The organism is Methanoregula sp. (genome assembly GCF_035543475.1).
GTDB lineage: Archaea > Halobacteriota > Methanomicrobia > Methanomicrobiales > Methanospirillaceae > Methanoregula.
The window spans coordinates 32,217-56,181 of record NZ_DATKKA010000006.1 but is presented as its reverse complement, the minus strand read 5'-3'; the positions used below and the strand labels follow the sequence as shown (position 1 = coordinate 56,181).

Here is a 23,965-nt window from a genome sequence, read left to right as displayed (position 1 = left end):
TCAGGTGCCCGCCGCAACTGATATGAACTTATGATGGATGCGTTCGAACGTTTCGGCCTCATCATCAATGACCACGTGGTAAAGACTCCGGTGGCCATTGCATCCATGGCAGGGATCGTGGATGCCCGGTACGTGCTCGAACGCAAAAACCACATCGGAGCCGCGTTCATTGGCGGGTACGCGATCGACCGGCCCACCATGGATGCCGCAAAGGAAATAGCGGCGCGAGGTGAGCGAAAGGAGTTCCTCTATGATGACCCGATCGCGGCGCTGGGGGCCGAGATCGAACTGCTCAGGGATTCCGGGGTCGTAGCCGGCATCAACCTCCGGGGTGGTTCCCCGGAGGCTTTTACCGCGATCGCAGATGCCTTCGGTGATGAGGTCGTGTACGAGGTCGACGCCCACTGCCGGCAGGCCCCCATGATCGCTGCCGGGGCCGGGGAGTATTACCTGAAAAATCCCGGTGCCCTGGTGGCGGTTGTAAAGGCCCTCAAAGCAAAGAATGTCACGGTCTCGGTCAAGATCCGTGTCGGGGTTTCCGGTGACGACCAGAAGCTTGCCCGGGCGCTCTGGGGGGCCGGGGCGGATATCCTCCATGTCGATCTCATGGATGCGGGCAGTGCAAAGCTCCGCCAGATCCGGAACAGCTGCCCGCTCATGCTCATCGCAAACAACGGGATCACGGGATTCGACCGGATGCGGGAGATGCTCTCCCACGGGGCCGATCTCGTCTCGCTTGCCCGGCAGTCCGATGTCGGGACCCTTGCGGGACTGGACGCGGCCATCTCCCGGTTTGCAGATGACGAGGGCTGGTACAATTCCCCCAAGCAGCTCTGCCGGGGCGGGGACATCCGGGCGCTCACCTTCTGCTGCATGCCGGTCAAGGAGTGCCCGCTTCTCCCGGCTTTAAAGAGGATTGGCATGTCCAAGGAAGAGTATGTGCGGATGAAAATGGACGCGGTAAAAGGCACCCCTCTCGAGGCCGGCCCCAATACCTGTTTTGGCAGCCTTGCATGGTGCTGCAAGACCTCCTCACCCTGCATGTTCCGGGACATGACGCTTGCTTCCGACAAGCTCTCGAAGAGAGAGTATATGCGCCGGAAACGCGAGCTCTCAGATACCCTGATGACACGGGTGTTCCATGACGTCCCATCTCCTGAGTCCGGTTGAACGCGCCCAGCTGGCGATGATGCTGGAGGTCTGCGCATTTCCCAAGCCCGGAAACGTTGACCGGTGCCACGACTATCCCGACACCCGGCTCGAACACTTCCTTGCCTCGGTGATCCTTGCCCGCCCGGCGCTTGAGGAAGCGGCCTCCGGCAAGGGACGGATCGGCGAGATCATCGGCCATGCCGTCCGGCAGACGAACCAGCATTCCGGGGGAAACACGCATTTCGGGGCGTTCATTCTCCTTGTACCCCTCCTGTACGGTGGTTCCCTTGAGGGTGCGGCAACCGCGGTCACAAAGACTGATGTCTCCGATGCGGTGGCGTTCTACAAGGCCTTTGCCCTGACCCGCGTCCGGATGAACGATACCGACGACCTCGATGTGAACGACCCGCGGGCCCTGGACGAGCTCCGCGAGCGCGACATGACCCTGCTCGACGTGATGCAGCACTCTGCGCCAAACGACATGGTGGCCCGGGAGTGGATCAACGGGTTTATGCTCACCCGGCGCGGGGCTGACATCCTCCGCCAGATCGGGCCCGGCCGGGGGGCGATCGTGGAGATGTTTCTGACCCTCCTTGCCACCGAGCCGGACACGTTTATCATCAAGAAGCACGGCCGGGCCGTGGCGGAGCAGACCATGGAGAATGCAAGGCTGGTGCTGGACGGGAAGAAGGTACTGGAGACCTTCGATGCCGAGTGCATCGGGGCCGGCATCAACCCGGGGTCCATTGCCGACATCACGATCGCGGCGATCTTTGTCGCCCTTGGGGAGGGATGGGAATGGGACTCCTGAAGACCGGCATCAACGAGGTGATCGCGACCACCGCGTTCAACGCAGCACCTATCGGTGTCCATGTCCGTGACGGAACGGTGAGCATGATCCTTTTTAGCGGTACCCATACCGCGGAGAATATCCTGCGTGACGGCTGGGTGGTGGCTAACCTCGTCCACGATCCCCTGCTGTACGTGAAGACCGCCTTTGAGGACCTCCCCCGCGATGCCTTCGTGGAGGAGCCGGTGGCAGGAAAGACGATGTGCCGGCTGGCGGAGGCAGAGGCGTGGGTGGCCTACACGGCGCAGGTGGAGAAGAATGCTGCCGGGACGCTCCGGGTCGTACTTACGCAGGAAAAAGAGATCATCGAGACCGTGGCCGTCCACCCGGTAAACCGGGGGTTCAACAATCTTGTCGATGCGACCGTGCATGCGACCCGGTACCGGGAGAACCGGGACCCTGAGCTGAAAAAACTCCTCGAATACCATACCGGGATCGTGCGGAAATGCGGCGGGAAAAAGGAGCTTGCCGCCCTTGACCTGCTGCAGCAGTACATCGGGGACGGGTAACAAAAAGCCGCCACCCGGCGTATCTGTCCGAGGAAACTTCTTTTAAAAAAGTAAAAGTGGGCTGGATCGACATCCCTTATTTTCAATCATAATGCAGCCCCCCTTGCGCCAGCCCTGCCTCCAACGGGGGCGGAGGCGTATGCGATAGTATGGGTATTATCTGTACCTGGAATTACCTGAAATGAGGCAATACGGCATCATCACGACCGGGGGATACCACAGTGGCGGGGGCAGCAGCCCAGGAAGTGCGGTCCTCCTTCTTTCAGGATTTCTACCGTGCAAAAAAAAAAGAAAATCAGCAGACCCGGGGCACCGGGTCGCCCATGGGCGGTTCGATGAACCGTTCGCCACCGATTGCCGTCTCCATGATCACGTGGGACCCGGCAACTACCCGGCCGACGATTGCAGCATCCTTCCCGTATTTGTGGGCGTGCAGGGCAGCGAGGATCGCGTCCGCATCAGCAGCCGGCACTCCCATCACGACCTTGCCCTCGTTTGCCACTTCGAGCGGGTCGATGCCGAGCATCCCGGCTGCGCTCTTTACGCTCCGGCGCAGCGGGATACGTTCCTCCTCGATCCGGACCTGCACCCGGCTCTTTTTTGCCATCTCATTGATGGCGCTCGCAAACCCGCCCCGGGTCGGATCCTTCATCGCATGGATGGTGCCGGCGGCAAGGACGCCCTCCATCATTCCCCAGAGAGGGGCAACATCGGAGTGGATCTGCTCGCCCAGGTCGAAACCCTCGCGGTGGGCCATGATTGCAATGCCATGATCGCCCAGTGTCCCCGAGACGATGATCACGTCGCCGGGCACAAGCCCGTTGTCCCGGACAATGGTTTTTGCAACGCCGATCCCCGCGGTGTTGATCACGATCCCGTCGAGCGAGCCCCGTTCAACCACCTTGGTGTCTCCTGTCACCATGCAGGCTCCTGCCTCGCCCAGCGCCTCGTCCATTGAGGCAACGATCCGTGCAAGGTCGGCCACATCGAAGCCTTCTTCGATGATCATCCCGCACGAGAGTGCGACCGGCCGCCCGCCCATCATGGTGAGGTCGTTTACCGTGCCGCAGACCGAGATCCTCCCGATATCCCCTCCCGGGAAGAAGAGCGGGCGGACCACGTGGGAGTCCGTGGTAAATACGATGTTCGTGCCGTTGATCGGGATCACGGCCCCGTCGTCAAGGGATTCAAGCCCGATCCCCCCGGCATTGTTGTGGGAGAACTTCGTGAGCGTCTGCAGGAGTTCGCCCATCACCTCGCCCCCGGCGCCGTGCATCAAGTTGACCTTCATGGGGAATCCGCCGCCTCGATCTCGATATTGGTCACGACAATCTCCCGGCCCCGGATCACCTGCGGAAGGGATCCGCAGCGGGGGCAGACATAGATCTCGTTTCCCCGGTACCCGCAGGGGCATGTGGTCTCCGGTTCCACCTCATTGCAGTCAAGAACGGCACCGGAAAAGAGGGGGTCGTCCTCTTTTATCGTATCGAACAAAAAAACCACCTGTTCCGGGTTTACCATGGCCATCTTTCCCACATCGACCCGGATCCGTTTTACCTGGGTTGCCTTGTTATCCAGCGCTGCTTTCTTTGCGGTTGCGTACAGGTCGTAAGCGATGCTGTATTCGTGCATCACTCCTCCAGTGCGGCATAGACCTGCTTGAAGATCTCGCGGGTCTCGAGACCGTCCTCGCGGGAGAGACGCTGGATTGCAAAACCCACGTGCACGAGGACGAATTCCCCAACCTTGACATCCACGAGATCGAGCCGGACCTCCTGTTTGAGGTCACCATAGTCCACGACCCCGACATTCCCGTCTTTTATCTCAAGCACTTCGGCAGGAACTGCAACACACATCGATGGCTCACACCTGTATCCGGTTATCTACTATAGCATGTTCTCGCTCATAAAAACAGTGATACGGATCATCCGCCCGGGGTTCGGACTTCCCAGCAGTACCCGTTGTGGAGAATGAAAAAACAGGCAGAATAAGCGTCCGTTACGCCGGGGAAGAGATTTGAACTCTTGAGGTGCAGGGCACCAGTGGCTTTCAAGGCCACCGCCTTACCGGACTAGACTACCCCGGCATGTGTTTCTATTCTTTTCGCGGTGGAATATAAAAAAGGCTTCTTTGGATCGCGCGGTTTTGCCGCCATTCCCTCGTGCCTGTCAGGTCTTTTTCCGGTGGATGACGAGGACTGCCGTTCCCGTAGCTATGATACAGAGGATGGCAGGAACCGGTGATGTGGTCGTTTCCGCCTGGGATGCCTGGGCTGCCGTAAACCCCCCGGGAACCTCGGGGCTCACCGCGATCGATGCAGCGTTCTCTGCCGTGAGGGTGACATCATCCGTGACCGAATACTTGTAGGGGTAGACCTTGAAGTACAGGGGCTTGTCCGATTCCTGGAGCACGATCATGTCGGGTACGGAACCTCCCTGGTCGTTGACCGTCTGGAGGTTTCCCTCTGCATCCACGTATTCCACAACCCAGTCAACCGAAGCGGAGGTAAATACGGTCACCGGGCCATTTCCCGAGGGCTGCACGATGAAATAGATCGGATTGTCCCGGGAGGATTTCCCGTGGGCGGAAAGGATATTGGCAGCGGTCGTCTGTCCCGGGGTGATGGTTGCCGTCTCCCCGATAATAGTGACGGTCTGGGTGGTGATATATCCCCGTGCATCGGTAAAACTCATGTCATAATTTCCGGGCTGGCTGATGGGCACGACAAGGCTGAACCGTCCCATGCTGTCCGTTGAGACAAACGTAGGGCCGAATACCACGCCGTTGTCGGGGCCGATCACGGCAACCTGCACACCGGAACCGGCATCCACGGCGATCTGCCCGGAGAGGTACAGCGAGTCCGACAATGCCTGCGTAGTCTGGGAGGTCAGGACAAGATCGGCAGACCGGTCAACAAGGAGGACCTGCCGCATGGTAATGGAATCCCCGGTCCCGCTTGCCGGAACCTCGACTTTGTAGGTGCCGGGGGGAAGGCGGGTAGTGTCAAAGACCACGCGGAAGGAATGGTCCTCCTGCACGTAGGCAATCTGGCGATCGATCTCGGTACTGGTGGTCACCTGCTGGTACAGCACCACGTCGATCGGGGTCCCGATGCCAAAGGTGGTGGTCCCGTTGACAACAAGAGGAAGACCGATGGTCAGGCTTCCCGGGGCATAAACGGTGACCTGGTAGGCCGAAACCGCAGAAATGAGGAAACCTATCCCCAGTACAAGGAGGACGATCTTCTTCATCTATGTACAAGATCAACAATGAGGCTGTTAATGATTTCTGAAACCCTCAAAAAACCCCTGGCATGCTGGCGCGGCAAGGAGCGGTACAACGGCACGACCGTTGAATGCCTCACTATCATCTTTGAGTCCGGCGGTTGCTCGTGGGCACGGTGCCGGATGTGCAGTTACCGGTTCGAGAAGTTCCCGGACCGGTCCTGTGAGGGGTTGGCACGCCACCTTCATGCCCAGCTCTCCTGGGTGCGTTCGCAGTTTTCCCTGGATGAGGTTGCAATGATCAAGGTCTTTACCTCGGGAAGTTTTTTTGACCCCGCCGAGGTTCCCCCGGCATTTCTGGCAGAAGCTGCAGCGGCATTCCGGGGAAAGATCGTGATCACGGAGACGCGGCCGGAATATATTAACCGTGAAACCCTGGAACGTTTTGTGGCGGAGATCGACAATGGCACCCATGCGACCCCGCTCTACTGTGCAATCGGCCTGGAGACCTCGAGCGATCCGATCCGTGAGAAGTGCATCAACAAGGGTTTTTCGTTTGCGGATTTCACTGCAGCTGCCCACACGGCCCATGCCGCCGGGGCGGGAGTGAAGGCGTACCTCCTCTTCAAACCACTCTTTTTGACCGAGGCCGAAGCGGTCGCCGATATGCGTTCCTCGTTTGCGGATCTTACCGGGCGCGTGGAAATGGTCTCCATGAACCCCTGCACGGTCCAGAAGCGGACCGAGCTGGAGCTCTACTGGCGGCAGGGGGCCTACCGTCCCCCGTATCTCTGGAGCGTCCTCTCCCTGTTAAAGGATGCCCCCATGGAGGTCACCTGCGATCCTCTTGGGGGCGGGCAGAAACGGGGACCGCATAACTGTGGGACGTGCGACTACGAGATCGTCCGCGGTATCCGCGACTATTCCCTCACCGCGGACCGGGACCTGATCGGGGCACTCCTCGACACGGAATGTGCCTGCAAGGCCGAGTGGGAGTACGTGCTCGCCCGCGAGCAGCCGTACTGCATGCCGCTGACCCGGTAACCTCCTTTTACGGTATGGTTTAATTTCGGGATCAAAAAAGAGGCGGGGGCTTTTCACATCCCCCGTGCATTTTTTTACTTCTTTCCCTTGCTCTGGCGCTCGATCTGCTCAGCAAGGAGGGGGAAGAAAGTACCTGCATCCGAAACAATACCGATGGCCTGCGTGGTGCCGCGGTCCATCAGCTTGGTGACGGAGGCGGGGTTGATGTCCACGCAGACTGTTTTTACCCCGGAGGGCAGGCAGTTGCCCACGGCGATCGAATGGAGCAGGGTAGCCACCATCAGGACCATCTTGCAGCCGGGGATATACTTACGCATCTCGTCCTGTGCCACCATCGTGTCCTGGATCACATCGGGCAGGGGACCGTCGTCACGGATAGAGCCGGCGAGCACGAACGGGACATTATGTTTCACGCATTCGTACATGATGCCACCGGTAAGAACGCCCTGATCCACCGCGTTTTTCAGTGAGCCGACCCGCATGATCTCGCTGATCGCGTAGATATGGTGGCGGTGTCCGCCCATGACCGGTCTCCCGGTTTTAATGTCCATACCCAGCGATGTGCCAAAGAGGTTGTACTCGACATCGTGCGTTGCAAGTGCATTTCCCGCAAAGAGGACATTGATGTACCCCTTACGGATCATATCGGCAACCGCCTTGTCCGCCCCGGTGTGAATAATCGCCGGGCCCCCGACAAGGATGATCTTGCCACCGGTTTTGTGGACCTCGAGGATCTCTTTTGCAATCTGGGCGATCAGGGTCTCGCTGGGCCGTTCCGACGAGACTGTCCCGTGCATGAACTCGAACGTGCTGCTCGTGCGGGGACGGTCGGGATAGCTCACGAGCACCCCTTCCTCCCCGATGACTACGAGATCGCCTTTCTTAATCTTTCCCAGCGGTACGCACCGTGCTTTCTTCTTTGCAGGATCGACCACGATCAGGAAGTCCATCTCAATACCGTCGACCGGGATCCATTCTTCCGCGAGGCGCACCTGGGTGGGGTGGTTGGTGGTGGTGTAGAATTCCTTTGGGGCGTTCCGGTCGCCTGCTGCCGGGACATAGTGGACAGATTCTACGGGAGGAAGCCGGGCGCCGAGCCGGTGGAGTTCCGAGAGGATGGAGCGCAGTTTTTCCCGGTCCTGGGCGACAATTTTTAAGCGGGCGTAACTGGGATCGGTCTTTTTCTTCCCTACGTCAAACGTCAGGATCTCGAAATTCCCCCCCATGTCCATTACCCGGTCAAAGAGCTGGGTCATGATGCCTGAGTCAATGATATGACCCTGCAGCTCTATCTCCTGCGCCTCCACCATAGTACAGATCTATCTGTCCTCGCACCTTAATATGCATTCGTATTAAATACGGCAGGATCTGCCTTTTTTTGGGTGGAATGACGCAGATTGGGGCCAGTTGACCCGGGCTTCAGGAGGATCTGCCGGGTTGTTTCCGCCTTTCCCGGTGGTGCATGAGGTACCTCTCCGCGGCATCCCGGTCTGCCCGCGTATTGACGTTAATGGCCAGGCGGGGGTCGTCCAGCACCAGCTGGAATTCGTCCTGGGGTTCCGTGATCCGGTCGCCCCGGAGAATGTTAAGGCCGGTGGGGCAGGATTCGATATCCTGGATCTTCGTGCGGTATGTCGGGCCGCCCCGGCAGGAGGTAACGGTTGCAGAAGGGACCCAGGTTGAGCAGGCGTTTTTTCCCGAGGCCCGGTAGGCCCTGTTAACCGAGGAAATAATGTCAGGATCGATGCAGGGGATATCCGAAACACTCACGAACAGGGGATCTGTCTCTTCAAGTGCCAGAACGGCCTCCTCCATGTCCGGGATATAATCAGCACCTCCGGCTGCGTAAGCATCGATGCCGTTTGCCCGGCACCAGTTCATGGTCATGGGGGTCCGGGGGGAGGTTACCACCACAACGCGGCATCCGGCGCCGGAAAAAGCATCGGTGATGTACCGGATCATCGGCTGGCCATTGATGAGGATAAGGGGTTTTTCCCCGAGGTTGAGGCGGCTTCCTGCCCCTCCGGCCATGATCAGCGCACGCATGCCGAGAGCGCCTCCACAAGCAGGGCGTTCTCCTCCCGTGTCCTCACAGCTACACGGATGGCGGCGGGAAGGCCAAAGGAGGTGCAGTCGCGGACAAGGATACCATGGGATTCAAGTGCCGCAGAGAGCGGGCCCGCATCGCGGGCACAGTCCACCAGCAGGTAATTGACCGAGGATGGCCGGCACTGCAGTCCCAGATCCTGGATTTTTTGCCGGAGGTGTTCCCGCTCCCGGTGGATATACGCACGCGATGCATCCAGATCATCCATGTGGGAAAATGCTGCAAGGGCAAATGCCTCGGCATACGCGTTTATGCTCCAGGGGGGTCGTGCGGTCTCAATCTTTGCGACCAGCTCAGGGTTCCCGAAACCGTACCCGAACCGGATCCCGGGGACTGCAAAGCACTTCGTGAGCGACCGCAGGACAAAAAGGGAGTCTTTGGGCTCTCCGACAACGGATTGCACGGGATCGGCAAGTTCGATAAATGCCTCATCAGCAAAGAGGATCCCCCCGCGGGAGGCAGCTGTCCTGATATGGGAGAGCATTTCCGGGCGGGAACAGAGTTCCCCGGTGGGGTTGTTGGGGTTGCAGACAAAGGTCACATCGGCCGTCTGCGGGCTCTTTGCTGCTGATGCCCCGGCAAGCCTTGCCGAGAGATCGTATTCCCCAAACGTAGGTGGCCGGATATAGCAGGTCTTTTTGCCGGAGAGCGCAACTGCGCAGAAGACCCGGATCAGCTCAATGGAACCGTTTCCTACGCAGATCTCCTCAGGATCGCGGTGGAAAATATCAGCGACACGCTCCTTGAGCTGGCAGTAGTCGTTGTCAGGATAGGAGGCAAGGTCACCCGGATCGCAGGACCACGCGACCCGGGGAGGCAGGGGATTGAGGCTCGCGCTGAAATCCAGCAGGTTTTTTCCCGTTTTTTCCCGCTCCCGCTTTCCGGTTCCACCATGGACAACGGGTTTGGGAAAATCAACAGCCATCAGATTGCCCGCCTTTTTTCAAAAATACTTGGCCGGGAAGTCATAAATGCGTTTGGAGGGCGGGCGAAAAGCGAATAAGAAGGTATTTATAGCATTATGTTTCACTTTGGTTTATCTGGTTAAGTCAGACACAAGAGTTCCCCTTGTCAGACATATAGATGACAAAAAGCAGACATATGTCTGAAATGGAGATACCATGATGCAACGAATCACGCTCCGGTTGCCCGAACAACAGATTGGCCTGCTCCAGCAGATGGTGGACGCAGGCGAGTATCCCAATGTTTCAGAAGCGGTCCGGGCCGCTGTTCGTGATCTTGTTGAAAAACGAGCGGGCCGTGTCTTAAAGGATAATGACCAGGTTTCATTCAAGGTATGAGAGGGTAGAAATGCAGAGCATAATTAACGATGCACTCAAAAATTCCGAACTTGAAAAAGAGGTTAGCAAGTCCGGATCCAGCGCACCGGATGAAGATTTCCTCGGGCAACCGAGAATCGTGATCATCGGCTGCGGTGGTGGCGGTAACAACACCGTCAACCGGATCCACCACATGGGCGTATCCGGCGCAGAAACAATTGCGATCAACACGGACAAACAGCACCTGGACATGATCCAGGCTGACAAGCGTGTCCTTATCGGGAAATCCCTGACCCGTGGTCTCGGTGCCGGCGGTTACCCCGATGTCGGTAAACGCGCAGCCGAGATGGCCCGCCCGACTCTTGAGGCACTGCTTGAATCGGCAGACCTGGTGTTTATCACTGCCGGTATGGGAGGAGGTACCGGTACCGGCTCCGCTCCGGTCGTTGCCCAGGTGGCAAAGGAGCAGGGCGCAATTGTAGTTGGGATGGTCAGCTATCCGTTCCAGGTTGAAAAGGCACGGCTTATCCGGGCAGAGGAAGGACTTGAAGCACTTGCCGCATCCGCAGACTCGGTCATCGTCCTCGATAATAACCGGCTCAAGAACTTCGTTCCAAACCTCCCGCTGGGCCAGGCATTCTCCGTTATGGACCAGCTGATCGGTGAGACCGTCAAGGGCATCTCCGAGACCATCACCGAACCCTCGCTCATCAACATCGACTACGCCGATGTCCGGGCTATCATGTCCAAGGGTGGCGTGGCCTCCATGCTCGTCGGTGAGAGCAAGCAGCAGAACAAGGCAGAGAGCGTTGTCCGGGAATGCTTAAGCAACCCGATGCTCGACATCGACTACCGCGGCGCAACCGGCAGCCTTATCCACATCACCGGTGGTACCGACCTTACCCTGCAGGATGCAGAAGAGGTTGCAACCTCGCTTACGTACGAACTCGACCCGCACGCAGATGTGATCTGGGGCGCCCGTGTCCGGCCCGACATGGAAGGCAAGATCCGCGTCCTCGCCATCATGACCGGTGTCAAGAGTGCACAGATTCTCGGGACCCGCCAGTCTTACAAGACCATGGTCCAGGAGATCGATGCCAAGAGAGCCAGCCCCAAGCAGGTCGAGATGCCGCAGGCGCGCAAAGTCGCTCCCCGCGACCAGGCCAGCGGCGGCGGCGTTCTTGAATGGGTCGGCTAACACGCTAAAAAAAAGAGATAAAATACATATCCGGGGGAAATGGGAAAATCCAGTCCCCCGGATTTTTTAAGGTACGCTGTTTTAACCAGTTCATTTCCGGGCCGGCATGGTCTGCTCTCCCCCCGCCACGGCGAAATGCTTAAGTGGACTCCCTGCCTTTAAAATATAGTACATTCGACCAGATCATCTGAAGGGAGAATGGTGGGCGATACCCTTCGCGGGTGTCATCCGTGTACCGGGAGTTGAACATCATGAATAGAGTGTCGAACAAAGGCTTCGCTTTGAAGTCTTGCAAAACAGATACGCAACGATCCTTTTCTGATGTTTTTTGCCCTGCACCAGCCATGCAGAGCTGTCATTGCCGGGAAGCGCCCGTGTTACGGGTGCCCCAGAAGGCTCATGCCTCTGGCCCACGGGCCTGTCCATCCCTTCCAGGAGTCAGGATGAGGAGTGGTACCGCATGTTGAATGATTTGATGGAAAAGCGAAAGAAGATCCTTGCCGAGTCTGAACAGCACAAGAACAGAAGGAATGAGCTCAACGCCACCGCGAGCAAAGCAGCGCGGGAGAGGAACACGCTCAATAACCAGACCCGGGAATTTGTGGAAGAGGCCCAGAAGAACAAGGATCTGCGGGATAAGTTTAACCAGGAAGTCCTTGACCTCAAGGCCCAGCGCAATGACCTCAACGACAAGGCAAACACGCTCTTCGAGGACATCGAGGCCTTCAAAAAAGAACACGGCTCGCTCAAGAACCGGGGGATCAAGGAACTCCAGAAACAGATCGAGTACATGGAGTACCGGCAGCAGACCGAGGTTTTCACCACCGATAAGGAACGCGAGCTCATCGAAAAGATCAAGCAGATGAAGGGGCAGGTCAAGGAGCAGGAAGCCGAGCTCGAACAGAACAAGGAGATGCGGACCAAGATTACCTCTGCCCGCGATTTTCGCAAGCTGGCATCCGACCTCCATGCAAAGGTGACCGAGCTGGCCGAACTGGCCCAGAAGCACCACGACCTGATGGTCGAGTCTTACCGGAAGGCCGACAAGTCCCGCGAGGCAGCCGATGCGTCCCATAAGAGTTTTGTTGAGGCACAGGAAGCCGCAGACTCTGAGCACAAGTTTTTTATTGCCTGCCAGAAGGAATTGCGCGACTACGACAAGGTGATCTCCGGCCTGCGCAAGAAGACCAAGAAGGTCAAGGTGACAAAAGAGCAGAAAGCCGTCCGCCAGGAAGCCGAGCACCTGTTCAAGAACTTCCGGGCCGGGGAGAAACTTACCACGGACGATATCCTCCTGCTCCAGCGTTCAAAACTTATTTAATTCCCTCATCCGTCATTTTCTTTTTTCTCACCGCAGGTAATAATTAATAGATTTACAGTGACTCTATTATACCAATGACAAAAGAGCGGACGCTCGTCCTGAGCGTGGACCGGGACGATGATATCGGGTGGAAGGCAAAGATTGAAAGCCCGGTCGTCGGCAGGCAGGAATGCCTGAAAGCCGCTGACAGTCTTGCGCTTGCCGATCCCGAAGACTCTGATGTCAATGCGATCTTTTCTGCAATAAAAATTTATGATGAGCTGATCGCAAGAGGGGAAGAGGCGGTTGTTGCGGTGATTGCCGGCAACCACCTCCATATGATCGAGGGTGACCGGAAGATCGCTGCAACGCTCGATGATGTAATCAAAGCCACACAGCCGACGTCCTGCATCCTTGTTTCGGATGGTGCAGAAGACGAGTTCGTTGTTCCCATCATCCAGTCCCGTATTCCGGTGGCAAGCATCCGCCGCGTTATCGTCAACCAGATGCCAAACCTCGAAGGAACCTACTATATCCTTAAAAAACTCCTGGACGACCCGAAGGTGTCACGGGTGGTCTTTGTTCCCCTGGGCCTGGCAATGCTCTTGTATGCAAGCGCGTACATCCTGGGATACCCGGGCACTGCTACGATCATCGTGGTCGGGGTTATCGGGATGTACCTGCTGTATAAAGGGTTTGGCCTAGACGAGGTCATTCACGGGGTGATCAATGCCCTCCGGGCATCGATGTCCCGGGGCAAATTTTCTTTTGTCACGTACTCGACCACGATTGTCCTTGTGGTGATCGGGTTTACGATTGGCTTTTTCACGGTTCTTAATTATTACGCCGCAGATAACAGCCTGGGTATTCTTCTCTACATCATGAGTTTTATCTACGGGGCGATCCTCTGGCTGATTGTTGCAGGGCTGGTTACGTCCCTAGGTGTTATTACTGATGTATATCTCAATGAACGGGAAAACCTTGCAAAAGTTGTCGTGTTTCCCTTCTTTGTGACCGCGATCGGGCTGATCCTGTACGGTGCAAGCACGTACATCCTTGCGGTCAGCAGTGTCACGGGTTTCCCTATCAGTTCTGCAGCCGGCGGGATCTATATCATGTACTCGACCCTCTTCGGGCTTGCCTGTGCGATTGTCGGTGTCTTTGTCCAGTTTATCATGACAAAACGACAGGCAGAAGCGCAGAAAGAAGCCATTATTGAGACTATCTGAATAGCCTGCTCATTTTTTTATCTGCTTATCCGCCATATCTGCGGCCTGTACGAATCAGCAGTTGTTCTCCGCGGAGTATAGATCGGATGAGCCACCCTTCCGCATCCAACCTTCTTCACAGCAGGGACAACGTGATATAAGTCTGGCCGGGTTTCATCCCGAATATCTCATGTGAGAAAAACCTGCCGGGAAACGCTCTCACGCCACCAGGATGTTCAAAGGCCGGAGGATGGTTCCGTTCTGCTGGCGGTACTCCGTTTTACGGAGTGGCAGTCTGGGAAATGGCCGGCGGAACCGGTGGCTGTCCCTGCACCGGGGGGAAGAGCGGGGCATTTTCAAAATATCCCATGCCGTCAGGGAAGAGATTGGTATTGGTATAATTCCGTACGATCTGCGGAGAGGTGACCGTCAGTTTCGGGATAACCACGTTGAACTGGTGGGTCGGGAACCAGTATATCCCGTTCCCGTACGAGTACGAGGCCTGGTCTACCACGAACTCCGCATCGGAGAGATTGACGTACTCCATCTGGGCATTGTTGTAATTGAGGATGGTCGTAAGCTTGTTCCGGAGATCCTGTTTTCCCAGTAAAAAGAAGATGATTCTCGTTCCCTCATCAACGGTATAGTGCATATCGACCAGCGCTGTATCGTTATGGAGCTGAATCTGTACGGAGTCGAGGGTAATATACCCATAGCGCTGATCATTGGCCGCTGCAGCCGGCGCTATACAGAGTATGATCAGAAGGAGACTGATACACGCGGCAGCACGTGCATTCATAACACTATCACTGTGAAGGCACCAGTTAAATGGTTTACGGTATCCATAATGCCTGGTTTTACCGTCGGTAAATTGCACTTTCGATATGCCAGGGTTAATATATAAAAAATTATTTTTTGGCTGAAAGGATTATCTCGATGCTCGAGACATTGGTCTTGCCGGTATCGGTATCGATCACCTCAGTCGAGGTCACAATATCCTTCTTGGTGACACCGTCAAGGAACCGGTTCAGAGCAATCTCTGCTGTATCGACCGCCCGTGAGATCGCCTTGCCCCGGGCCTTGATAGCGACCTCCCCGGCGCCGTTGTTAAACTGGGTAACAACAGCCAGTACATAGTTCATGACCGGCTTGTTCCCCACAAACACGGTGTTTTCCTTCATCGGCTGCATGCTCGTTTCCATAGGAATCACAGGTACTTCTTCTTGGCAATTAGTTCAGCATTCAGCACGCTTGCGCCCGCTGCGCCGCGGATCGTGTTGTGCCCCATGGCAATGAACCGGAGCCCTTCACGGATCCGGCCAACCGATACGGTCATGCCGCGGCCACGCATCCGGTCGAGCCGGGGCTGGGGCCGGTCGTCCTCAGCAAACAGGTGCACGGATTCCGGTGGCTGGGTGGGCAGGCCCTTGATGGGGGGTTTGTAGTCCGCGTAGGCCTTTTTTACCTTCTCGACCGGTTCCCTGATATCGATCCAGACCGCCATGGTGTGACCGTCAATGACCGGAACACGGTGGCAGCTGGCGCTTACGCAAAACGGCGCATTTACCACTTTCTTTCCTTTGAGCGTGCCCATGATCTTGAGTGTCTCGGTCTCCATCTTCTCCTCTTCTTTCCCTATATAGGGAATGACGTTGTCGTAGATGGACATCGCAGCCACACCGGCAAAACCAGCACCCGAGATCGCCTGCATGGTGGCGACCCGGATATCGGTAAACTTAAATTTCCGCAGAGGGGCGAGGGCCGAGACAAGCATGATCGTGGAACAGTTCGGGTTGGTCACGATAAACCCGTCCCTGCCTGCATCGCGCTGGACATCGATCAGCCCCAGGTGTTCGGGGTTGACCTCCGGTACCACAAGCGGGATCATCGGCTCCATCCGGTGCGAGCTTGCATTGCTGCAGACCGCGATGCCCGCATCGGCAAAGGTAGTCTCCACATCCTGTGCAATTTCAGCAGGAAGCGCGGAGAAGACCAGGTCCACGTCCTTCATCGCAGAAGGGGAGATCGTGGTGACCTTGAGTTTTGCAATCTTCTCCGGGAATGGCGTTTCAAGGCGCCAGTTTACCACTTTTCCATAGGGTTTTCCCGCACTTCGTTCAGAGGCCGCGAGCGTTGTCAGATTGAACCAGGGATGATCTGATAAGAGTTCGACAAATCGCTGACCAACCGCGCCCGTAGCACCGAGCACTCCAACATTGATCATAGCTGACAGGTCCTGTTATGTAGTATGTCTATCCCGTTTGAGATGATGGCGGGTTGTAAAATCCCATTTCACCTGTGATAATAAAAACATTGTTTTTTTTAGTTTCCCGGGCGTGACACTTCCATAACGACGGTATTTACACCCTCTTACGGGGTGGAACAGTGCACGTGGAGGAGAAGGGACAACCCTTCCGGTGCTTTCCGATAAACAGACCGGTAAGGCCAGAAAAAAGTTCTCGGGAATTTTTCAGGATTATTCCATATGGATGGCTTCGGACGGGCAGACATCTACGCAGGTCTGGCAGTCCACGCACATGTCCTTGTCGACCTTGGCCTTTTCGTTTTCCATGGAGATTGCAGATGCAGGACACTCACTCACGCAGGTCTCGCATCCGGTACATTTCGTCGAATCAACTACAGCAACCAAAGAGTTCACTCCATCGTAATAATGAGGTCAAAGATAAAAAATAGGTTTCGATTTATCCAATTGGAATACGGTCAGTTTTTCTGCAGGCCCAGGACATCGTTCATACCGTAGATGCCGGGTTTTTTACCTGCAACCCAGCGGGCGGCCCGGAGTGCCCCGCTCGCAAAGACCGAGCGGTCGTATGCACGGTGGGAGAGTTCGATTGTTTCGAAGTTCTTCGAGAACATGACCGTGTGATCTCCCACAATATCCCCGCCCCGGATTACGTGGACGCCGATCTCGTTCTCCCGCACCATCATCCCTTCGCGGCCGTAGAGTTTCCTGCGGGCACCGGTCTCCTCATCCAGGATCTGCAGGATGGTTTTTGCGGTCCCGCTCGGGGCATCTTTCTTGTTCCGGTGATGGGCTTCAATCACTTCAATATCGTAATCCCTGAGCAGCTTCCCGGCTTCCCTCACCAGCTGCCAGAAGATGTTTACCCCGACCGAGAAGTTACTCGATATCACGGCAGGGACATGGCCGTTGATGGCATGTGCCATGACATCGCGCTGTTCCGGGGTAAACCCGGTAGTGCCCACGATCAGGGCCACATGGTTCTTTGCAGCGACCTTGACATTTTCAACTGCCGCGCCTGCAACGGTAAAATCAATCAGGACATCCGGTTTTTTGCTCACCAGGAGCATCTCGATATCCTTTGATGCCACAATCTCGGCACCGAAGAAACTGCCCGGGTGCAGGTCGATTCCGCCAACGAGTTCGAGATCCGGGGAATCCGTTACCATTCTCCCCAGGGTCTGGCCCATGCGGCCGGAGGCGCCGCAGATAACGACTTTTACCATGCTCCGTTCACCGCCGGCTGCGCTGTGTGGCAGGTCTCTTCTTCTGCACGGCCTTTTTTGCCACAGGGATGGTTGCAAGGACCTTTTTTAAATCTGCGGTTTTCTTCTCATCGAGGTTGTCCAGCGGGAGCCGGACCGGGCCTCCTGCCATACCCACCAGCTCCACGGCCTTCTTGACCGGGATCGGGTTGGTGTCGATAAACATGGCCCGGAAGAGCGGTGAGAGGGCATAATGCAGGGCAAGCGCCTTTTTCCAATCTCCCTTTTCTGCTGCTTCACAGAGGGCAACCATCCGGGAGGGGTCTACGTTCGCTGCAACCGAAATCACACCTTTCCCACCGAGCGCCATGATCGGAAGAGTGAGGTTGTCGTCACCGGAGATAACGGCAAAATCCTCGTCCTGCGTCATCTCGATGATCCGTGAGACCTGTCCGATATTGCCGCTCGCCTCCTTGATCCCCACGATACTCGGGTGTTTCGCCAGCTCGGCGATCAGATCGGGCTCAAGGTTCTGTCCCGTTCGGCCGGGGACATTATAGATGACCACGGGAATGTCGAGATCGGCAAGTTTTGTATAGTGCTTGACAAGGCCAGCCCGGTTGGGCTTGTTGTAATACGGGCTGATGACAAGCACGCCATCGGCGCCGGTGTCCTTTGCCGCCTTCGTGAGGATGACTGCTTCTGCCGTATTATTCGAGCCGGTGCCCGCAAGGACCGGTATCTTGCCGTTGACCTTGTCAATGGTGATGCTCACGACCTTCTCGTGCTCGGCAAACGAGAGTGTTGCCGACTCGCCGGTCGAGCCGCAGGGTACGATCCCATGGATGCCACAGGACAGGAGGTACGCAATGTTTCGTTCAAGGCCAGGGATGTCGAGGCCCATCGCGGAATTCCGTTGAAAAGGGGTAATGATAGCGGGAAGGACACCTTCAAACATACAATGCGTTATGAGTGTCTTTTTGTATTAATTTTTCTTGTAATATAGCCGGCGATACGGTTCCGGACCCTTTTACTATCAATAGATGCTGATGTGGCCAGTTGCTGCTTGTTCACATCAAAGTTATTGCTGAAGTTCTCTTTCTGGGTGGAAAGGAGTGCCGTGCCCATGGTCTTTATGTAGGATGGTTTGATTCCCATGAAATATTCCTCAAAGTGCTGTATCTAGTATGCGGTTCGACAACATAATAATATTGCCCGCGATATCTGCCGGTTTCTCCCCGAAGAGATGGATCCTGGGAGGATCTCCGGACAGGCCGCGGTCTATCATTGCTTCCGGCACCCCGTCCCTGCAGCAGGAAGCAACACCCCAGTCCATGGTACCGATCCCCGGGGCCGTTCCGCGCCGGTCGATTGTGCAGCATTCCAGGAACATGTCGTTAAGGATCCGGCCTTCCTCTTCCGTATACCGGATCGTTGCAGCCGAGCGCATAGCCGGGTCAAATTTTGCTGAAGTCAGGATAATCGCTGCAAGTGCATTATCAGAGCCAAACCCGCAGGGGCCCGCGGCCCTGACCATAGTGTCCTGCACCACGAACCCTCCGCTGACTGCGGCGACACCCGCGCTGTCCCGGGCTCCCCGGAGAGCAAAGCCGATGTTGGTCCCGCTCTTTGTTACAAGCACCGGTGCCATCGATCCCGCGAGGAGATCCACAGTGCGCGAAAGCTCGGCAAGCACTGCCTCTCTTTCCTGATCAGGGCTGATCATCGTTCCTGCTCCTGTTGTTGATCCGGGCGGTTTTTATTCCCTTCTCTTATTCGGCACCTCAGGTGAGCCCCAGTTCCGTGCGTATCTCCAGCAGACCGGTGATTGCAACAGCGTAGAATTCCGTTATTGGCAGAAGGTGTTCAATGAGGGCGATCCGAGTCCGGTCACAGCCCGCCGCAAAGGACTTCTCTTTTGCCTTTTTTGTTACGGTCTGTGGCGTAACTTCGGAGAGCCTGCGGCCTTTGACCAGCGCACAGGCAATCACGAGACCTGAAGCGCTGTCCGCGGCCTGCAATGCAATCTCGACTGGTTGTTCATAGGTCCCGGAAAAGAGATGATGGTTATGCTGCCGGACGATCCGGACCAGCCCGGGATCGACACCGGCCGCTGTCAGGATCTCAGCTCCCTTTATTCCGTGGATTTGCATATCCCCCTGGATCAATTCGAAGTCGATATCGTGCAGAATCCCGATCGTTTCCCAGGAACCGGTATCCCCGCCAAGACGCAGGGCAAGAGCCTTCATCACGGCACCCGTCGCAAGGCAGTGCTTTTTAAGGCCCGGGTCGTGAACGAATTGATCCAGCAGGGCGAGTGCAGCAGAACGTTCCATGGCATGAGATGTACCTGCCGGGTCATCAGCCTGACTGCTGCGTTCCTGTGGATATGCATATAACCGATAAACACCCAAATCTTCAGGATGGATGCACGACTGCTCGATGTTCTTATCGGCGTAACGGGCTTTGCGATCCTGGTTGTCTGTCTTGCGGTACTCCCGATGATTATTTCCGTGACCGGAGCTGCCTACCTGATCGCCATAATTGTCTTTATCCTGTTCCTCTCAGGAGCCGGTTATATGGTAAATGAGAAGATCGCTTAGGCAGATTTACTAATTTTTCAGGGATTATCTGCTGAAGGAGCTGGTTTTGGCTCATCCTTCTGCGCTGCATTTCTACGGGGGACCCGCGATTTTTTCAGCTTGTAGTAACTGAGCGGGTGGCTGATTTTTTCGCAGATGGCATCCCGGTGCACACACAGGCCGGTGGTCTGCATGGCGGCACAGGCCGGCGTTGTATACTCAGTTGAGGTACCCCCGCGACCGGTGATGTGCTCGACCTGGTACATGGTCTTCTCGATATCGAAGTCCGGTGACCGGGCATAGAGTTCTGCTATCCCGGTAATGTCCATGCCAATGTTGTGAAGGAATGCGGTGAGCGAGAACCTGCCGGCATGCGTAAGGTTGGTGCCCGCCGCGAGAGCCGAAATTAGAGCCTGCACGCAGGGAGGAAAAGCTCCCTCCTCCACCTTACCGAACTGCCGGAGCATCTGCTCCTGATATATCTTCTTAATCTCCGCTGCCTTCGGGGCGAGCTGCTCGCAGATCTCCTTTGGCACCCGGTGGGGGAGATCGCGGCGCAGGAGCACGCGGACCCGCTCCCGCAGCAGGTCGTAGCGCTCGCTCTTGTCGATTGTTACATACCCCTGAACCACATGCCGGTTGATCAGCCGGTACCGGTCATCGTGCAGGGGCGCGACAAGCTCCACATAATCAGGGACGGGCATCCGGTCATTCTCGATCCTGATCCCCAGCTCCTCTGCAATCGCGTCCCAGAGCCGGGAATATTCGCCCTCACCCTGTCTGTAGCGGCTGTTCCACTCCTCTTCGTTGACCAGGAAATAATAGGCCCGTTCAGCCTCGTACCGGGTGAGCCGGTCGATCAGCTGTTTGTCATTGACGCAGGAGACAATGATCCGGGCGAGTGCATAGGCAGCGATCTCATCCTCCGGGGACTCGTGAACTTCGGGCGCCCGGGTTTTTTTCTGGGAGAGCGCATCCTGGATGCGGGCTACTGCAAACGCGACAATAGCCTGACCCTTGGGCGTAGAAAGAAGCGAACCCAGCGAAGCAAAACGGGTACGGATAGGATCCTGGGCTTTTTTTAAAAACGGAAAATGGGAAATTTCCTTGCCGGAAGGCACATATTCCATTCAGTCAGCCTCAATACGGGGTGCAAGCAGGTACTCCACGTGCCCGTTGCCGCCCGCAATGTCAAAGGAGAACCGGACCGGGTGGTCGATCCCAAGGCAGACCTCGATCTCGGGTGCCCGGGACATCACCTTGCCCATGTCCCTGAGGTAGTCAAGGGAGAAGAGCGAGCGGGCCTCGACCGGGGCAAGCGACTTGAGTTCGTCTTTTCCGAACTCGCGCTGGATATGATCGGTATCGCCTTCGGCAACCATATAGAACGTCTGGTCCTTGGGGTTGATGCCCATGGCAATCTTGTCAGAGATAACTGCGGCAGCTTTGATCGCATTATTGAGATCCTCTCCGGAGATCACCACTTTCCCCGGGAGATTTATGGTCGGGGAATTGGGATCCTTCCGGATCGTATTGGTATCCAGGAGTGTGATCGAGTAGTGGTAACCATGGACGCTGACGGCCATCTTCTGGGCATTATCCGCAAGTTCGAGGCTGATAAGATCGCCTTTGCCACCCATATTGAAGATGTTCTTCATCTTGGTGATGTCAACACCCAGTTCACTTTTTGTGGCTTTGAATGTGTCAAATGCCTCTTTCTTGAGCTTGAAGGCAATCATAGCGACATTGGCGGTATCCACGGCCCGGGTGGATATCCCGTCTTCCGCGGTATGCAGGCGGCACTCGGGAACGAGTGCCGAGATCGCTTCAATGGCCTCCCGGAATATCTCTGCGTCAATGGTTGCTTTTAACATCGCGTTCCCCTTAACAACTGTCTTATACAGTATATCGTCATACTTTAATTATAGCGTTTTGGGTAAGATTTCCCGGATTTACGGGGGTGTTTCATGGGTTCACAATGGTCACGGGACAAGGTCTATCTCCGGGCAAAGCACGAAGGGTTCCGGTCCCGTGCCTCCTTCAAGCTTATCGAGATCCAGGAAAAGTTTAACGTCATCCGCCGTGACGACAACATTATTGACCTGGGTGCCGCACCGGGAAGCTGGCTCCAGGTGCTGCGCACGCTCACTGATGGCCGGGTCCTGGGGATTGACCTTAACCCGATCGCCGCCCTTGATGGCATCGAGACTCTTGAAGGAGACCTCACCGACCCCGCCATCCAGAAGCAGGCACAGGAGATGCTGGGCACAGTCAGTATTGTTGTCTGTGATGCGGCGCCGAAACTGTCTGGCCACAAGAGCTATGATCAGGCACGGGCGATTGCCCTTGGCGAGGAAGCTCTTATCTTTACCTGCAACGTGCTCAAACCCGGTGGCAACTTTGTTATCAAATCCTTCCAGGGAGTGGATTTTCCCGAACTTATGGCACTCATCCGCGAACACTTTTTTGTGGTTAAGACCTACTCCACCAAGGCAACACGAAAAGGCAGCACGGAAATCTACATCATTGCCAAGAATTTCCGGGGGTAAGTGGTAATTCGATGGTACAGGTGCTCAGGGATTCTTACGGTCGGCCCGTGACCAACCTCCGTATCAGCCTCACCTCCCGGTGTAACCTCTCCTGCATCTACTGCCACGCTGAAGGGGAGAAGGACCCGGATTCCGAGATGAGCACGGAAGAGATCATTGATATCATGAACGTAGCGGCAAATTTCGGCATCCGGAGTATAAAATTTACCGGGGGAGAACCCCTGATCCGGCCGGATATTCTCGAGATCCTCCGCGCCGTTCCACCCGGTGTCGAATCGTCCATTACCACAAACGGTATCCTGCTTTCTGAGATGGCAGAAGACCTCAAAAAGGCCGGTCTCCGTCGTGTCAATGTCAGCCTTGACAGCCTGAATCCGGAAACGTACAAGCGCATCACCGGTTGTGACCGTCTGGGAGATGTACTAGCCGGGATCGATGCAGCGCTCAGGGCCGGTCTTACCCCGGTCAAATTAAATATGGTCGTGCTTGCCGGGATTAATGACCACGAGATCGACGATTTCCTGAACTATGTGCGGGGCAACCGGCATCTCGTCCTCCAGCTCATCGAGCTGATGCATTTTAAGGACTGCGATTATCACGGCGACTTGCGCGGTCTCGAGGCGATGCTGGCTTCACGTTCAAACCAGGTTCTCACGCGCCGGATGCACCACCGGAAGAAATACTGCCTTGATGGTGCTGAAGTTGAGGTGGTGCGACCGCTTCACAACACCGAATTCTGCGCCTATTGCAACCGGCTCCGGGTCACTTCGGATGGTAAGCTCAAACCCTGCCTGCTGCGGACCGACAATCACATTTCGATCCGGGGAAAAAAAGGTGCCGAACTCGAGGCTCTCTTCCGGCAGGCAGTTGAGCAACGGGAACCGTTTTTCAAATAAGCTTAGTATCTTACACAAAACAAGGGCCGGTGCCCGGTTACGGGGATTTATTTACAATTCCGGCATACACTAGGATCGTATGAGCGCTGACCCCGAATACCTCCATGTCCTTACCCACCTTTACGAGAAATCTCTCATCCTCCACGATACCTCCCTTTTTGACAAGACCCTGTATTTCTATTTCCTTGATGCCCTTGCCCATATCGATTATACCTGCAGCGTCTACGCCTTCAATTACCAGTCACCCAAAAACATTATGGGCGCCGAGTACATGCGGTGGCGTATCGATGAAGAGAAGAAGGGTGACCGGGTGCATTTCCCGGCATTCATGGCCTGGCTCAAGGAGAAAAAGCCGGAAAAATTTGCAAAACTACCGTCACTCTGGCAGATGATCTATGATCCTGAAGACCCTGCAAGCTACCGGAGTTTCCGGATCGTGCCTGACCCGGACAGCAGACAGGCTTTATCGCCCGGTTTCTTTCTCATTATCATCGATGAATTTTTCGAGCAGGAGTTCCTCAAGAGCCTGTATGAAGAAGCCTCTCTCTCCCGTCTCTTTGCCGAATTCCTCTCCCAGAAAAACTCCTGAATGGTGACA

The 23,965-nt window shown here is 56.1% G+C and carries 30 protein-coding genes and 1 tRNA gene; 12 read left to right on the top strand and 19 right to left on the bottom strand.

Annotated elements, in window-relative coordinates; genetic code table 11:
* The first annotated feature begins 30 nt into the window (after positions 1–30).
* Genes VMS83_RS01745 through VMS83_RS01735 form a run of 3 tightly spaced genes read left to right on the top strand, consistent with a single transcriptional unit; the run spans position 31 to position 2,511 of the window.
* The gene (locus VMS83_RS01745) at positions 31–1,170 is read left to right on the top strand and encodes a methanogenesis marker 9 domain-containing protein (protein ID WP_325409255.1); all 1,140 of its coding nucleotides are present in this window, start codon (positions 31–33) and stop codon (positions 1,168–1,170) included.
* On the top strand, positions 1,142–1,963 hold the full coding sequence (locus tag VMS83_RS01740) for a triphosphoribosyl-dephospho-CoA synthase (protein ID WP_325409253.1): 822 nt from the start codon (positions 1,142–1,144) through the stop codon (positions 1,961–1,963). The genes VMS83_RS01745 and VMS83_RS01740 overlap by 29 nt, the downstream gene beginning before the upstream one ends.
* Positions 1,951–2,511, top strand: coding sequence for a DUF447 domain-containing protein (locus VMS83_RS01735; RefSeq protein ID WP_325409251.1), 561 nt, complete (start codon positions 1,951–1,953; stop codon positions 2,509–2,511). The genes VMS83_RS01740 and VMS83_RS01735 overlap by 13 nt, the downstream gene beginning before the upstream one ends.
* A gap of 295 nt (positions 2,512–2,806) precedes the next feature.
* On the opposite strand, the gene hypE is transcribed toward VMS83_RS01735, so the two are convergent.
* The 5 genes from hypE to VMS83_RS01710 form a co-directional block, all read right to left on the bottom strand.
* The gene (gene hypE, locus VMS83_RS01730) at positions 2,807–3,802 is read right to left on the bottom strand and encodes a hydrogenase expression/formation protein HypE (protein ID WP_325409249.1); all 996 of its coding nucleotides are present in this window, start codon (positions 3,800–3,802) and stop codon (positions 2,807–2,809) included.
* Positions 3,799–4,143 carry a hydrogenase maturation nickel metallochaperone HypA gene (locus tag VMS83_RS01725; protein WP_325409247.1) on the bottom strand — a complete coding sequence of 115 codons (345 nt, stop codon included), beginning with the start codon at positions 4,141–4,143 and terminating at the stop codon, positions 3,799–3,801. The genes hypE and VMS83_RS01725 overlap by 4 nt, the downstream gene beginning before the upstream one ends.
* Entirely contained in the window at positions 4,143–4,367 is a 225-nt protein-coding gene (locus VMS83_RS01720) for a HypC/HybG/HupF family hydrogenase formation chaperone (RefSeq protein ID WP_325409245.1), read from the bottom strand. The genes VMS83_RS01725 and VMS83_RS01720 overlap by 1 nt, the downstream gene beginning before the upstream one ends.
* A gap of 145 nt (positions 4,368–4,512) precedes the next feature.
* Positions 4,513–4,597, bottom strand: a tRNA-Ser gene (locus VMS83_RS01715).
* 82 nt (positions 4,598–4,679) lie between these two features.
* The gene (locus tag VMS83_RS01710; RefSeq protein WP_325409243.1) at positions 4,680–5,762 is read right to left on the bottom strand and encodes a hypothetical protein; all 1,083 of its coding nucleotides are present in this window, start codon (positions 5,760–5,762) and stop codon (positions 4,680–4,682) included.
* A gap of 30 nt (positions 5,763–5,792) precedes the next feature.
* On the opposite strand from VMS83_RS01710, the gene VMS83_RS01705 reads away from it, so the two are divergent.
* Positions 5,793–6,779 (top strand): archaeosine biosynthesis radical SAM protein RaSEA, encoded by a 987-nt coding sequence (locus tag VMS83_RS01705; RefSeq protein ID WP_325409241.1) that lies wholly within the window; start codon positions 5,793–5,795, stop codon positions 6,777–6,779.
* A gap of 74 nt (positions 6,780–6,853) precedes the next feature.
* On the opposite strand, the gene VMS83_RS01700 is transcribed toward VMS83_RS01705, so the two are convergent.
* From VMS83_RS01700 to VMS83_RS01690, 3 genes are all read right to left on the bottom strand, one after another.
* Complete coding sequence (locus tag VMS83_RS01700; protein ID WP_325409239.1) at positions 6,854–8,089, bottom strand: TIGR00300 family protein; 1,236 nt, start codon at positions 8,087–8,089, stop codon at positions 6,854–6,856.
* Between the two features lie 109 nt (positions 8,090–8,198).
* Positions 8,199–8,825 (bottom strand): NTP transferase domain-containing protein, encoded by a 627-nt coding sequence (locus VMS83_RS01695; RefSeq protein WP_325409237.1) that lies wholly within the window; start codon positions 8,823–8,825, stop codon positions 8,199–8,201.
* Positions 8,813–9,811 carry a pyridoxal phosphate-dependent aminotransferase gene (locus VMS83_RS01690; protein ID WP_325409235.1) on the bottom strand — a complete coding sequence of 333 codons (999 nt, stop codon included), beginning with the start codon at positions 9,809–9,811 and terminating at the stop codon, positions 8,813–8,815. Before VMS83_RS01690 ends, VMS83_RS01695 begins: the two co-directional genes overlap by 13 nt.
* A 196-nt stretch (positions 9,812–10,007) precedes the next feature.
* Between VMS83_RS01690 and VMS83_RS01685 the strand changes: the two genes are divergently transcribed.
* The 4 genes from VMS83_RS01685 to VMS83_RS01670 all read left to right on the top strand — a co-directional run bounded on the left by VMS83_RS01685 (position 10,008) and on the right by VMS83_RS01670 (position 13,893).
* On the top strand, positions 10,008–10,187 hold the full coding sequence (locus VMS83_RS01685; RefSeq protein WP_012106956.1) for a ribbon-helix-helix domain-containing protein: 180 nt from the start codon (positions 10,008–10,010) through the stop codon (positions 10,185–10,187).
* Positions 10,188–10,197: 10 nt separating this feature from the next.
* The gene (gene ftsZ / locus VMS83_RS01680) at positions 10,198–11,364 is read left to right on the top strand and encodes a cell division protein FtsZ (RefSeq protein ID WP_325409231.1); all 1,167 of its coding nucleotides are present in this window, start codon (positions 10,198–10,200) and stop codon (positions 11,362–11,364) included.
* Between the two features lie 460 nt (positions 11,365–11,824).
* On the top strand, positions 11,825–12,685 hold the full coding sequence (locus VMS83_RS01675) for a coiled-coil protein (protein WP_325409229.1): 861 nt from the start codon (positions 11,825–11,827) through the stop codon (positions 12,683–12,685).
* A gap of 74 nt (positions 12,686–12,759) precedes the next feature.
* Positions 12,760–13,893 (top strand): DUF373 family protein, encoded by a 1,134-nt coding sequence (locus VMS83_RS01670; protein ID WP_325409227.1) that lies wholly within the window; start codon positions 12,760–12,762, stop codon positions 13,891–13,893.
* A 259-nt stretch (positions 13,894–14,152) separates the two neighbouring features.
* On the opposite strand, the gene VMS83_RS01665 is transcribed toward VMS83_RS01670, so the two are convergent.
* From VMS83_RS01665 to VMS83_RS01625, 9 genes are all read right to left on the bottom strand, one after another.
* Complete coding sequence (locus VMS83_RS01665; protein WP_325409225.1) at positions 14,153–14,671, bottom strand: hypothetical protein; 519 nt, start codon at positions 14,669–14,671, stop codon at positions 14,153–14,155.
* A 109-nt stretch (positions 14,672–14,780) separates the two neighbouring features.
* The gene (gene albA, locus VMS83_RS01660) at positions 14,781–15,074 is read right to left on the bottom strand and encodes a DNA-binding protein Alba (RefSeq protein ID WP_325409223.1); all 294 of its coding nucleotides are present in this window, start codon (positions 15,072–15,074) and stop codon (positions 14,781–14,783) included.
* Positions 15,075–15,079: 5 nt separating this feature from the next.
* Positions 15,080–16,096: an aspartate-semialdehyde dehydrogenase gene (gene asd / locus VMS83_RS01655; RefSeq protein ID WP_325409221.1), complete on the bottom strand. Its 1,017-nt coding sequence runs from the start codon at positions 16,094–16,096 to the stop codon at positions 15,080–15,082.
* 252 nt (positions 16,097–16,348) lie between these two features.
* Positions 16,349–16,522, bottom strand: a complete 174-nt coding sequence (locus VMS83_RS01650) for a 4Fe-4S binding protein (protein ID WP_325409418.1) — start codon at positions 16,520–16,522, stop codon at positions 16,349–16,351.
* Positions 16,523–16,593: 71 nt separating this feature from the next.
* The gene (gene dapB / locus VMS83_RS01645) at positions 16,594–17,361 is read right to left on the bottom strand and encodes a 4-hydroxy-tetrahydrodipicolinate reductase (protein WP_325409219.1); all 768 of its coding nucleotides are present in this window, start codon (positions 17,359–17,361) and stop codon (positions 16,594–16,596) included.
* A 7-nt stretch (positions 17,362–17,368) separates the two neighbouring features.
* Positions 17,369–18,298, bottom strand: coding sequence for a 4-hydroxy-tetrahydrodipicolinate synthase (gene dapA, locus VMS83_RS01640; RefSeq protein ID WP_325409217.1), 930 nt, complete (start codon positions 18,296–18,298; stop codon positions 17,369–17,371).
* A gap of 8 nt (positions 18,299–18,306) precedes the next feature.
* Complete coding sequence (locus VMS83_RS01635; protein ID WP_325409215.1) at positions 18,307–18,498, bottom strand: 30S ribosomal protein S17e; 192 nt, start codon at positions 18,496–18,498, stop codon at positions 18,307–18,309.
* Between the two features lie 10 nt (positions 18,499–18,508).
* Positions 18,509–19,066, bottom strand: a complete 558-nt coding sequence (locus VMS83_RS01630; RefSeq protein WP_325409213.1) for a thiamine-phosphate synthase family protein — start codon at positions 19,064–19,066, stop codon at positions 18,509–18,511.
* Between the two features lie 58 nt (positions 19,067–19,124).
* Entirely contained in the window at positions 19,125–19,676 is a 552-nt protein-coding gene (locus tag VMS83_RS01625; protein ID WP_325409211.1) for an HDIG domain-containing metalloprotein, read from the bottom strand.
* A gap of 87 nt (positions 19,677–19,763) precedes the next feature.
* Between VMS83_RS01625 and VMS83_RS01620 the strand changes: the two genes are divergently transcribed.
* A complete protein-coding gene (locus VMS83_RS01620; protein WP_325409209.1) occupies positions 19,764–19,943 on the top strand; it encodes a hypothetical protein in 180 nt (59 codons plus the stop codon).
* A gap of 17 nt (positions 19,944–19,960) precedes the next feature.
* Here the strand turns inward: VMS83_RS01620 and priL are convergent, their stop codons facing one another.
* Positions 19,961–21,052, bottom strand: a complete 1,092-nt coding sequence (priL, locus tag VMS83_RS01615; protein ID WP_325409207.1) for a DNA primase regulatory subunit PriL — start codon at positions 21,050–21,052, stop codon at positions 19,961–19,963.
* Positions 21,053–21,796: a DNA polymerase sliding clamp gene (locus VMS83_RS01610; protein ID WP_325409205.1), complete on the bottom strand. Its 744-nt coding sequence runs from the start codon at positions 21,794–21,796 to the stop codon at positions 21,053–21,055. It abuts the gene before it with no gap.
* Between the two features lie 93 nt (positions 21,797–21,889).
* Between VMS83_RS01610 and VMS83_RS01605 the strand changes: the two genes are divergently transcribed.
* The 3 genes from VMS83_RS01605 to VMS83_RS01595 all read left to right on the top strand — a co-directional run bounded on the left by VMS83_RS01605 (position 21,890) and on the right by VMS83_RS01595 (position 23,956).
* Positions 21,890–22,471 (top strand): RlmE family RNA methyltransferase, encoded by a 582-nt coding sequence (locus tag VMS83_RS01605; protein ID WP_325409203.1) that lies wholly within the window; start codon positions 21,890–21,892, stop codon positions 22,469–22,471.
* An 11-nt stretch (positions 22,472–22,482) separates the two neighbouring features.
* The gene (gene moaA / locus VMS83_RS01600) at positions 22,483–23,367 is read left to right on the top strand and encodes a GTP 3',8-cyclase MoaA (RefSeq protein ID WP_325409201.1); all 885 of its coding nucleotides are present in this window, start codon (positions 22,483–22,485) and stop codon (positions 23,365–23,367) included.
* 79 nt (positions 23,368–23,446) lie between these two features.
* Complete coding sequence (locus VMS83_RS01595; protein ID WP_325409199.1) at positions 23,447–23,956, top strand: hypothetical protein; 510 nt, start codon at positions 23,447–23,449, stop codon at positions 23,954–23,956.
* Positions 23,957–23,965: the final 9 nt, after the last annotated feature.

What these genes read in the sequence shown, in the direction of transcription:
- VMS83_RS01635 (WP_325409215.1), bottom strand. Translation starts at nt 18,498, where the DNA reads ATGGGAATCAAACCATCCTACATAAAGACCATGGGCACGGCACTCCTT.
- hypE (WP_325409249.1), bottom strand. Translation starts at nt 3,802, where the DNA reads ATGAAGGTCAACTTGATGCACGGCGCCGGGGGCGAGGTGATGGGCGAA.
- VMS83_RS01695 (WP_325409237.1), bottom strand. Translation starts at nt 8,825, where the DNA reads ATGCGTGCGCTGATCATGGCCGGAGGGGCAGGAAGCCGCCTCAACCTC.
- VMS83_RS01685 (WP_012106956.1), top strand. Translation starts at nt 10,008, where the DNA reads ATGATGCAACGAATCACGCTCCGGTTGCCCGAACAACAGATTGGCCTG.
- priL (WP_325409207.1), bottom strand. Translation starts at nt 21,052, where the DNA reads ATGGAATATGTGCCTTCCGGCAAGGAAATTTCCCATTTTCCGTTTTTA.
- VMS83_RS01630 (WP_325409213.1), bottom strand. Translation starts at nt 19,066, where the DNA reads ATGATCAGCCCTGATCAGGAAAGAGAGGCAGTGCTTGCCGAGCTTTCG.
- VMS83_RS01735 (WP_325409251.1), top strand. Translation starts at nt 1,951, where the DNA reads ATGGGACTCCTGAAGACCGGCATCAACGAGGTGATCGCGACCACCGCG.
- dapA (WP_325409217.1), bottom strand. Translation starts at nt 18,298, where the DNA reads ATGTTTGAAGGTGTCCTTCCCGCTATCATTACCCCTTTTCAACGGAAT.
- VMS83_RS01725 (WP_325409247.1), bottom strand. Translation starts at nt 4,143, where the DNA reads ATGCACGAATACAGCATCGCTTACGACCTGTACGCAACCGCAAAGAAA.
- VMS83_RS01595 (WP_325409199.1), top strand. Translation starts at nt 23,447, where the DNA reads ATGAGCGCTGACCCCGAATACCTCCATGTCCTTACCCACCTTTACGAG.
- VMS83_RS01700 (WP_325409239.1), bottom strand. Translation starts at nt 8,089, where the DNA reads ATGGTGGAGGCGCAGGAGATAGAGCTGCAGGGTCATATCATTGACTCA.
- VMS83_RS01745 (WP_325409255.1), top strand. Translation starts at nt 31, where the DNA reads ATGATGGATGCGTTCGAACGTTTCGGCCTCATCATCAATGACCACGTG.
- dapB (WP_325409219.1), bottom strand. Translation starts at nt 17,361, where the DNA reads ATGGTAAAAGTCGTTATCTGCGGCGCCTCCGGCCGCATGGGCCAGACC.
- VMS83_RS01665 (WP_325409225.1), bottom strand. Translation starts at nt 14,671, where the DNA reads ATGAATGCACGTGCTGCCGCGTGTATCAGTCTCCTTCTGATCATACTC.
- moaA (WP_325409201.1), top strand. Translation starts at nt 22,483, where the DNA reads ATGGTACAGGTGCTCAGGGATTCTTACGGTCGGCCCGTGACCAACCTC.
- asd (WP_325409221.1), bottom strand. Translation starts at nt 16,096, where the DNA reads ATGATCAATGTTGGAGTGCTCGGTGCTACGGGCGCGGTTGGTCAGCGA.
- VMS83_RS01605 (WP_325409203.1), top strand. Translation starts at nt 21,890, where the DNA reads ATGGGTTCACAATGGTCACGGGACAAGGTCTATCTCCGGGCAAAGCAC.
- VMS83_RS01740 (WP_325409253.1), top strand. Translation starts at nt 1,142, where the DNA reads ATGACGTCCCATCTCCTGAGTCCGGTTGAACGCGCCCAGCTGGCGATG.
- VMS83_RS01670 (WP_325409227.1), top strand. Translation starts at nt 12,760, where the DNA reads ATGACAAAAGAGCGGACGCTCGTCCTGAGCGTGGACCGGGACGATGAT.
- albA (WP_325409223.1), bottom strand. Translation starts at nt 15,074, where the DNA reads ATGGAAACGAGCATGCAGCCGATGAAGGAAAACACCGTGTTTGTGGGG.
- VMS83_RS01720 (WP_325409245.1), bottom strand. Translation starts at nt 4,367, where the DNA reads ATGTGTGTTGCAGTTCCTGCCGAAGTGCTTGAGATAAAAGACGGGAAT.
- VMS83_RS01710 (WP_325409243.1), bottom strand. Translation starts at nt 5,762, where the DNA reads ATGAAGAAGATCGTCCTCCTTGTACTGGGGATAGGTTTCCTCATTTCT.
- VMS83_RS01690 (WP_325409235.1), bottom strand. Translation starts at nt 9,811, where the DNA reads ATGGCTGTTGATTTTCCCAAACCCGTTGTCCATGGTGGAACCGGAAAG.
- VMS83_RS01675 (WP_325409229.1), top strand. Translation starts at nt 11,825, where the DNA reads ATGTTGAATGATTTGATGGAAAAGCGAAAGAAGATCCTTGCCGAGTCT.
- VMS83_RS01620 (WP_325409209.1), top strand. Translation starts at nt 19,764, where the DNA reads ATGGATGCACGACTGCTCGATGTTCTTATCGGCGTAACGGGCTTTGCG.
- VMS83_RS01705 (WP_325409241.1), top strand. Translation starts at nt 5,793, where the DNA reads ATGATTTCTGAAACCCTCAAAAAACCCCTGGCATGCTGGCGCGGCAAG.
- VMS83_RS01610 (WP_325409205.1), bottom strand. Translation starts at nt 21,796, where the DNA reads ATGTTAAAAGCAACCATTGACGCAGAGATATTCCGGGAGGCCATTGAA.
- VMS83_RS01625 (WP_325409211.1), bottom strand. Translation starts at nt 19,676, where the DNA reads ATGGAACGTTCTGCTGCACTCGCCCTGCTGGATCAATTCGTTCACGAC.
- ftsZ (WP_325409231.1), top strand. Translation starts at nt 10,198, where the DNA reads ATGCAGAGCATAATTAACGATGCACTCAAAAATTCCGAACTTGAAAAA.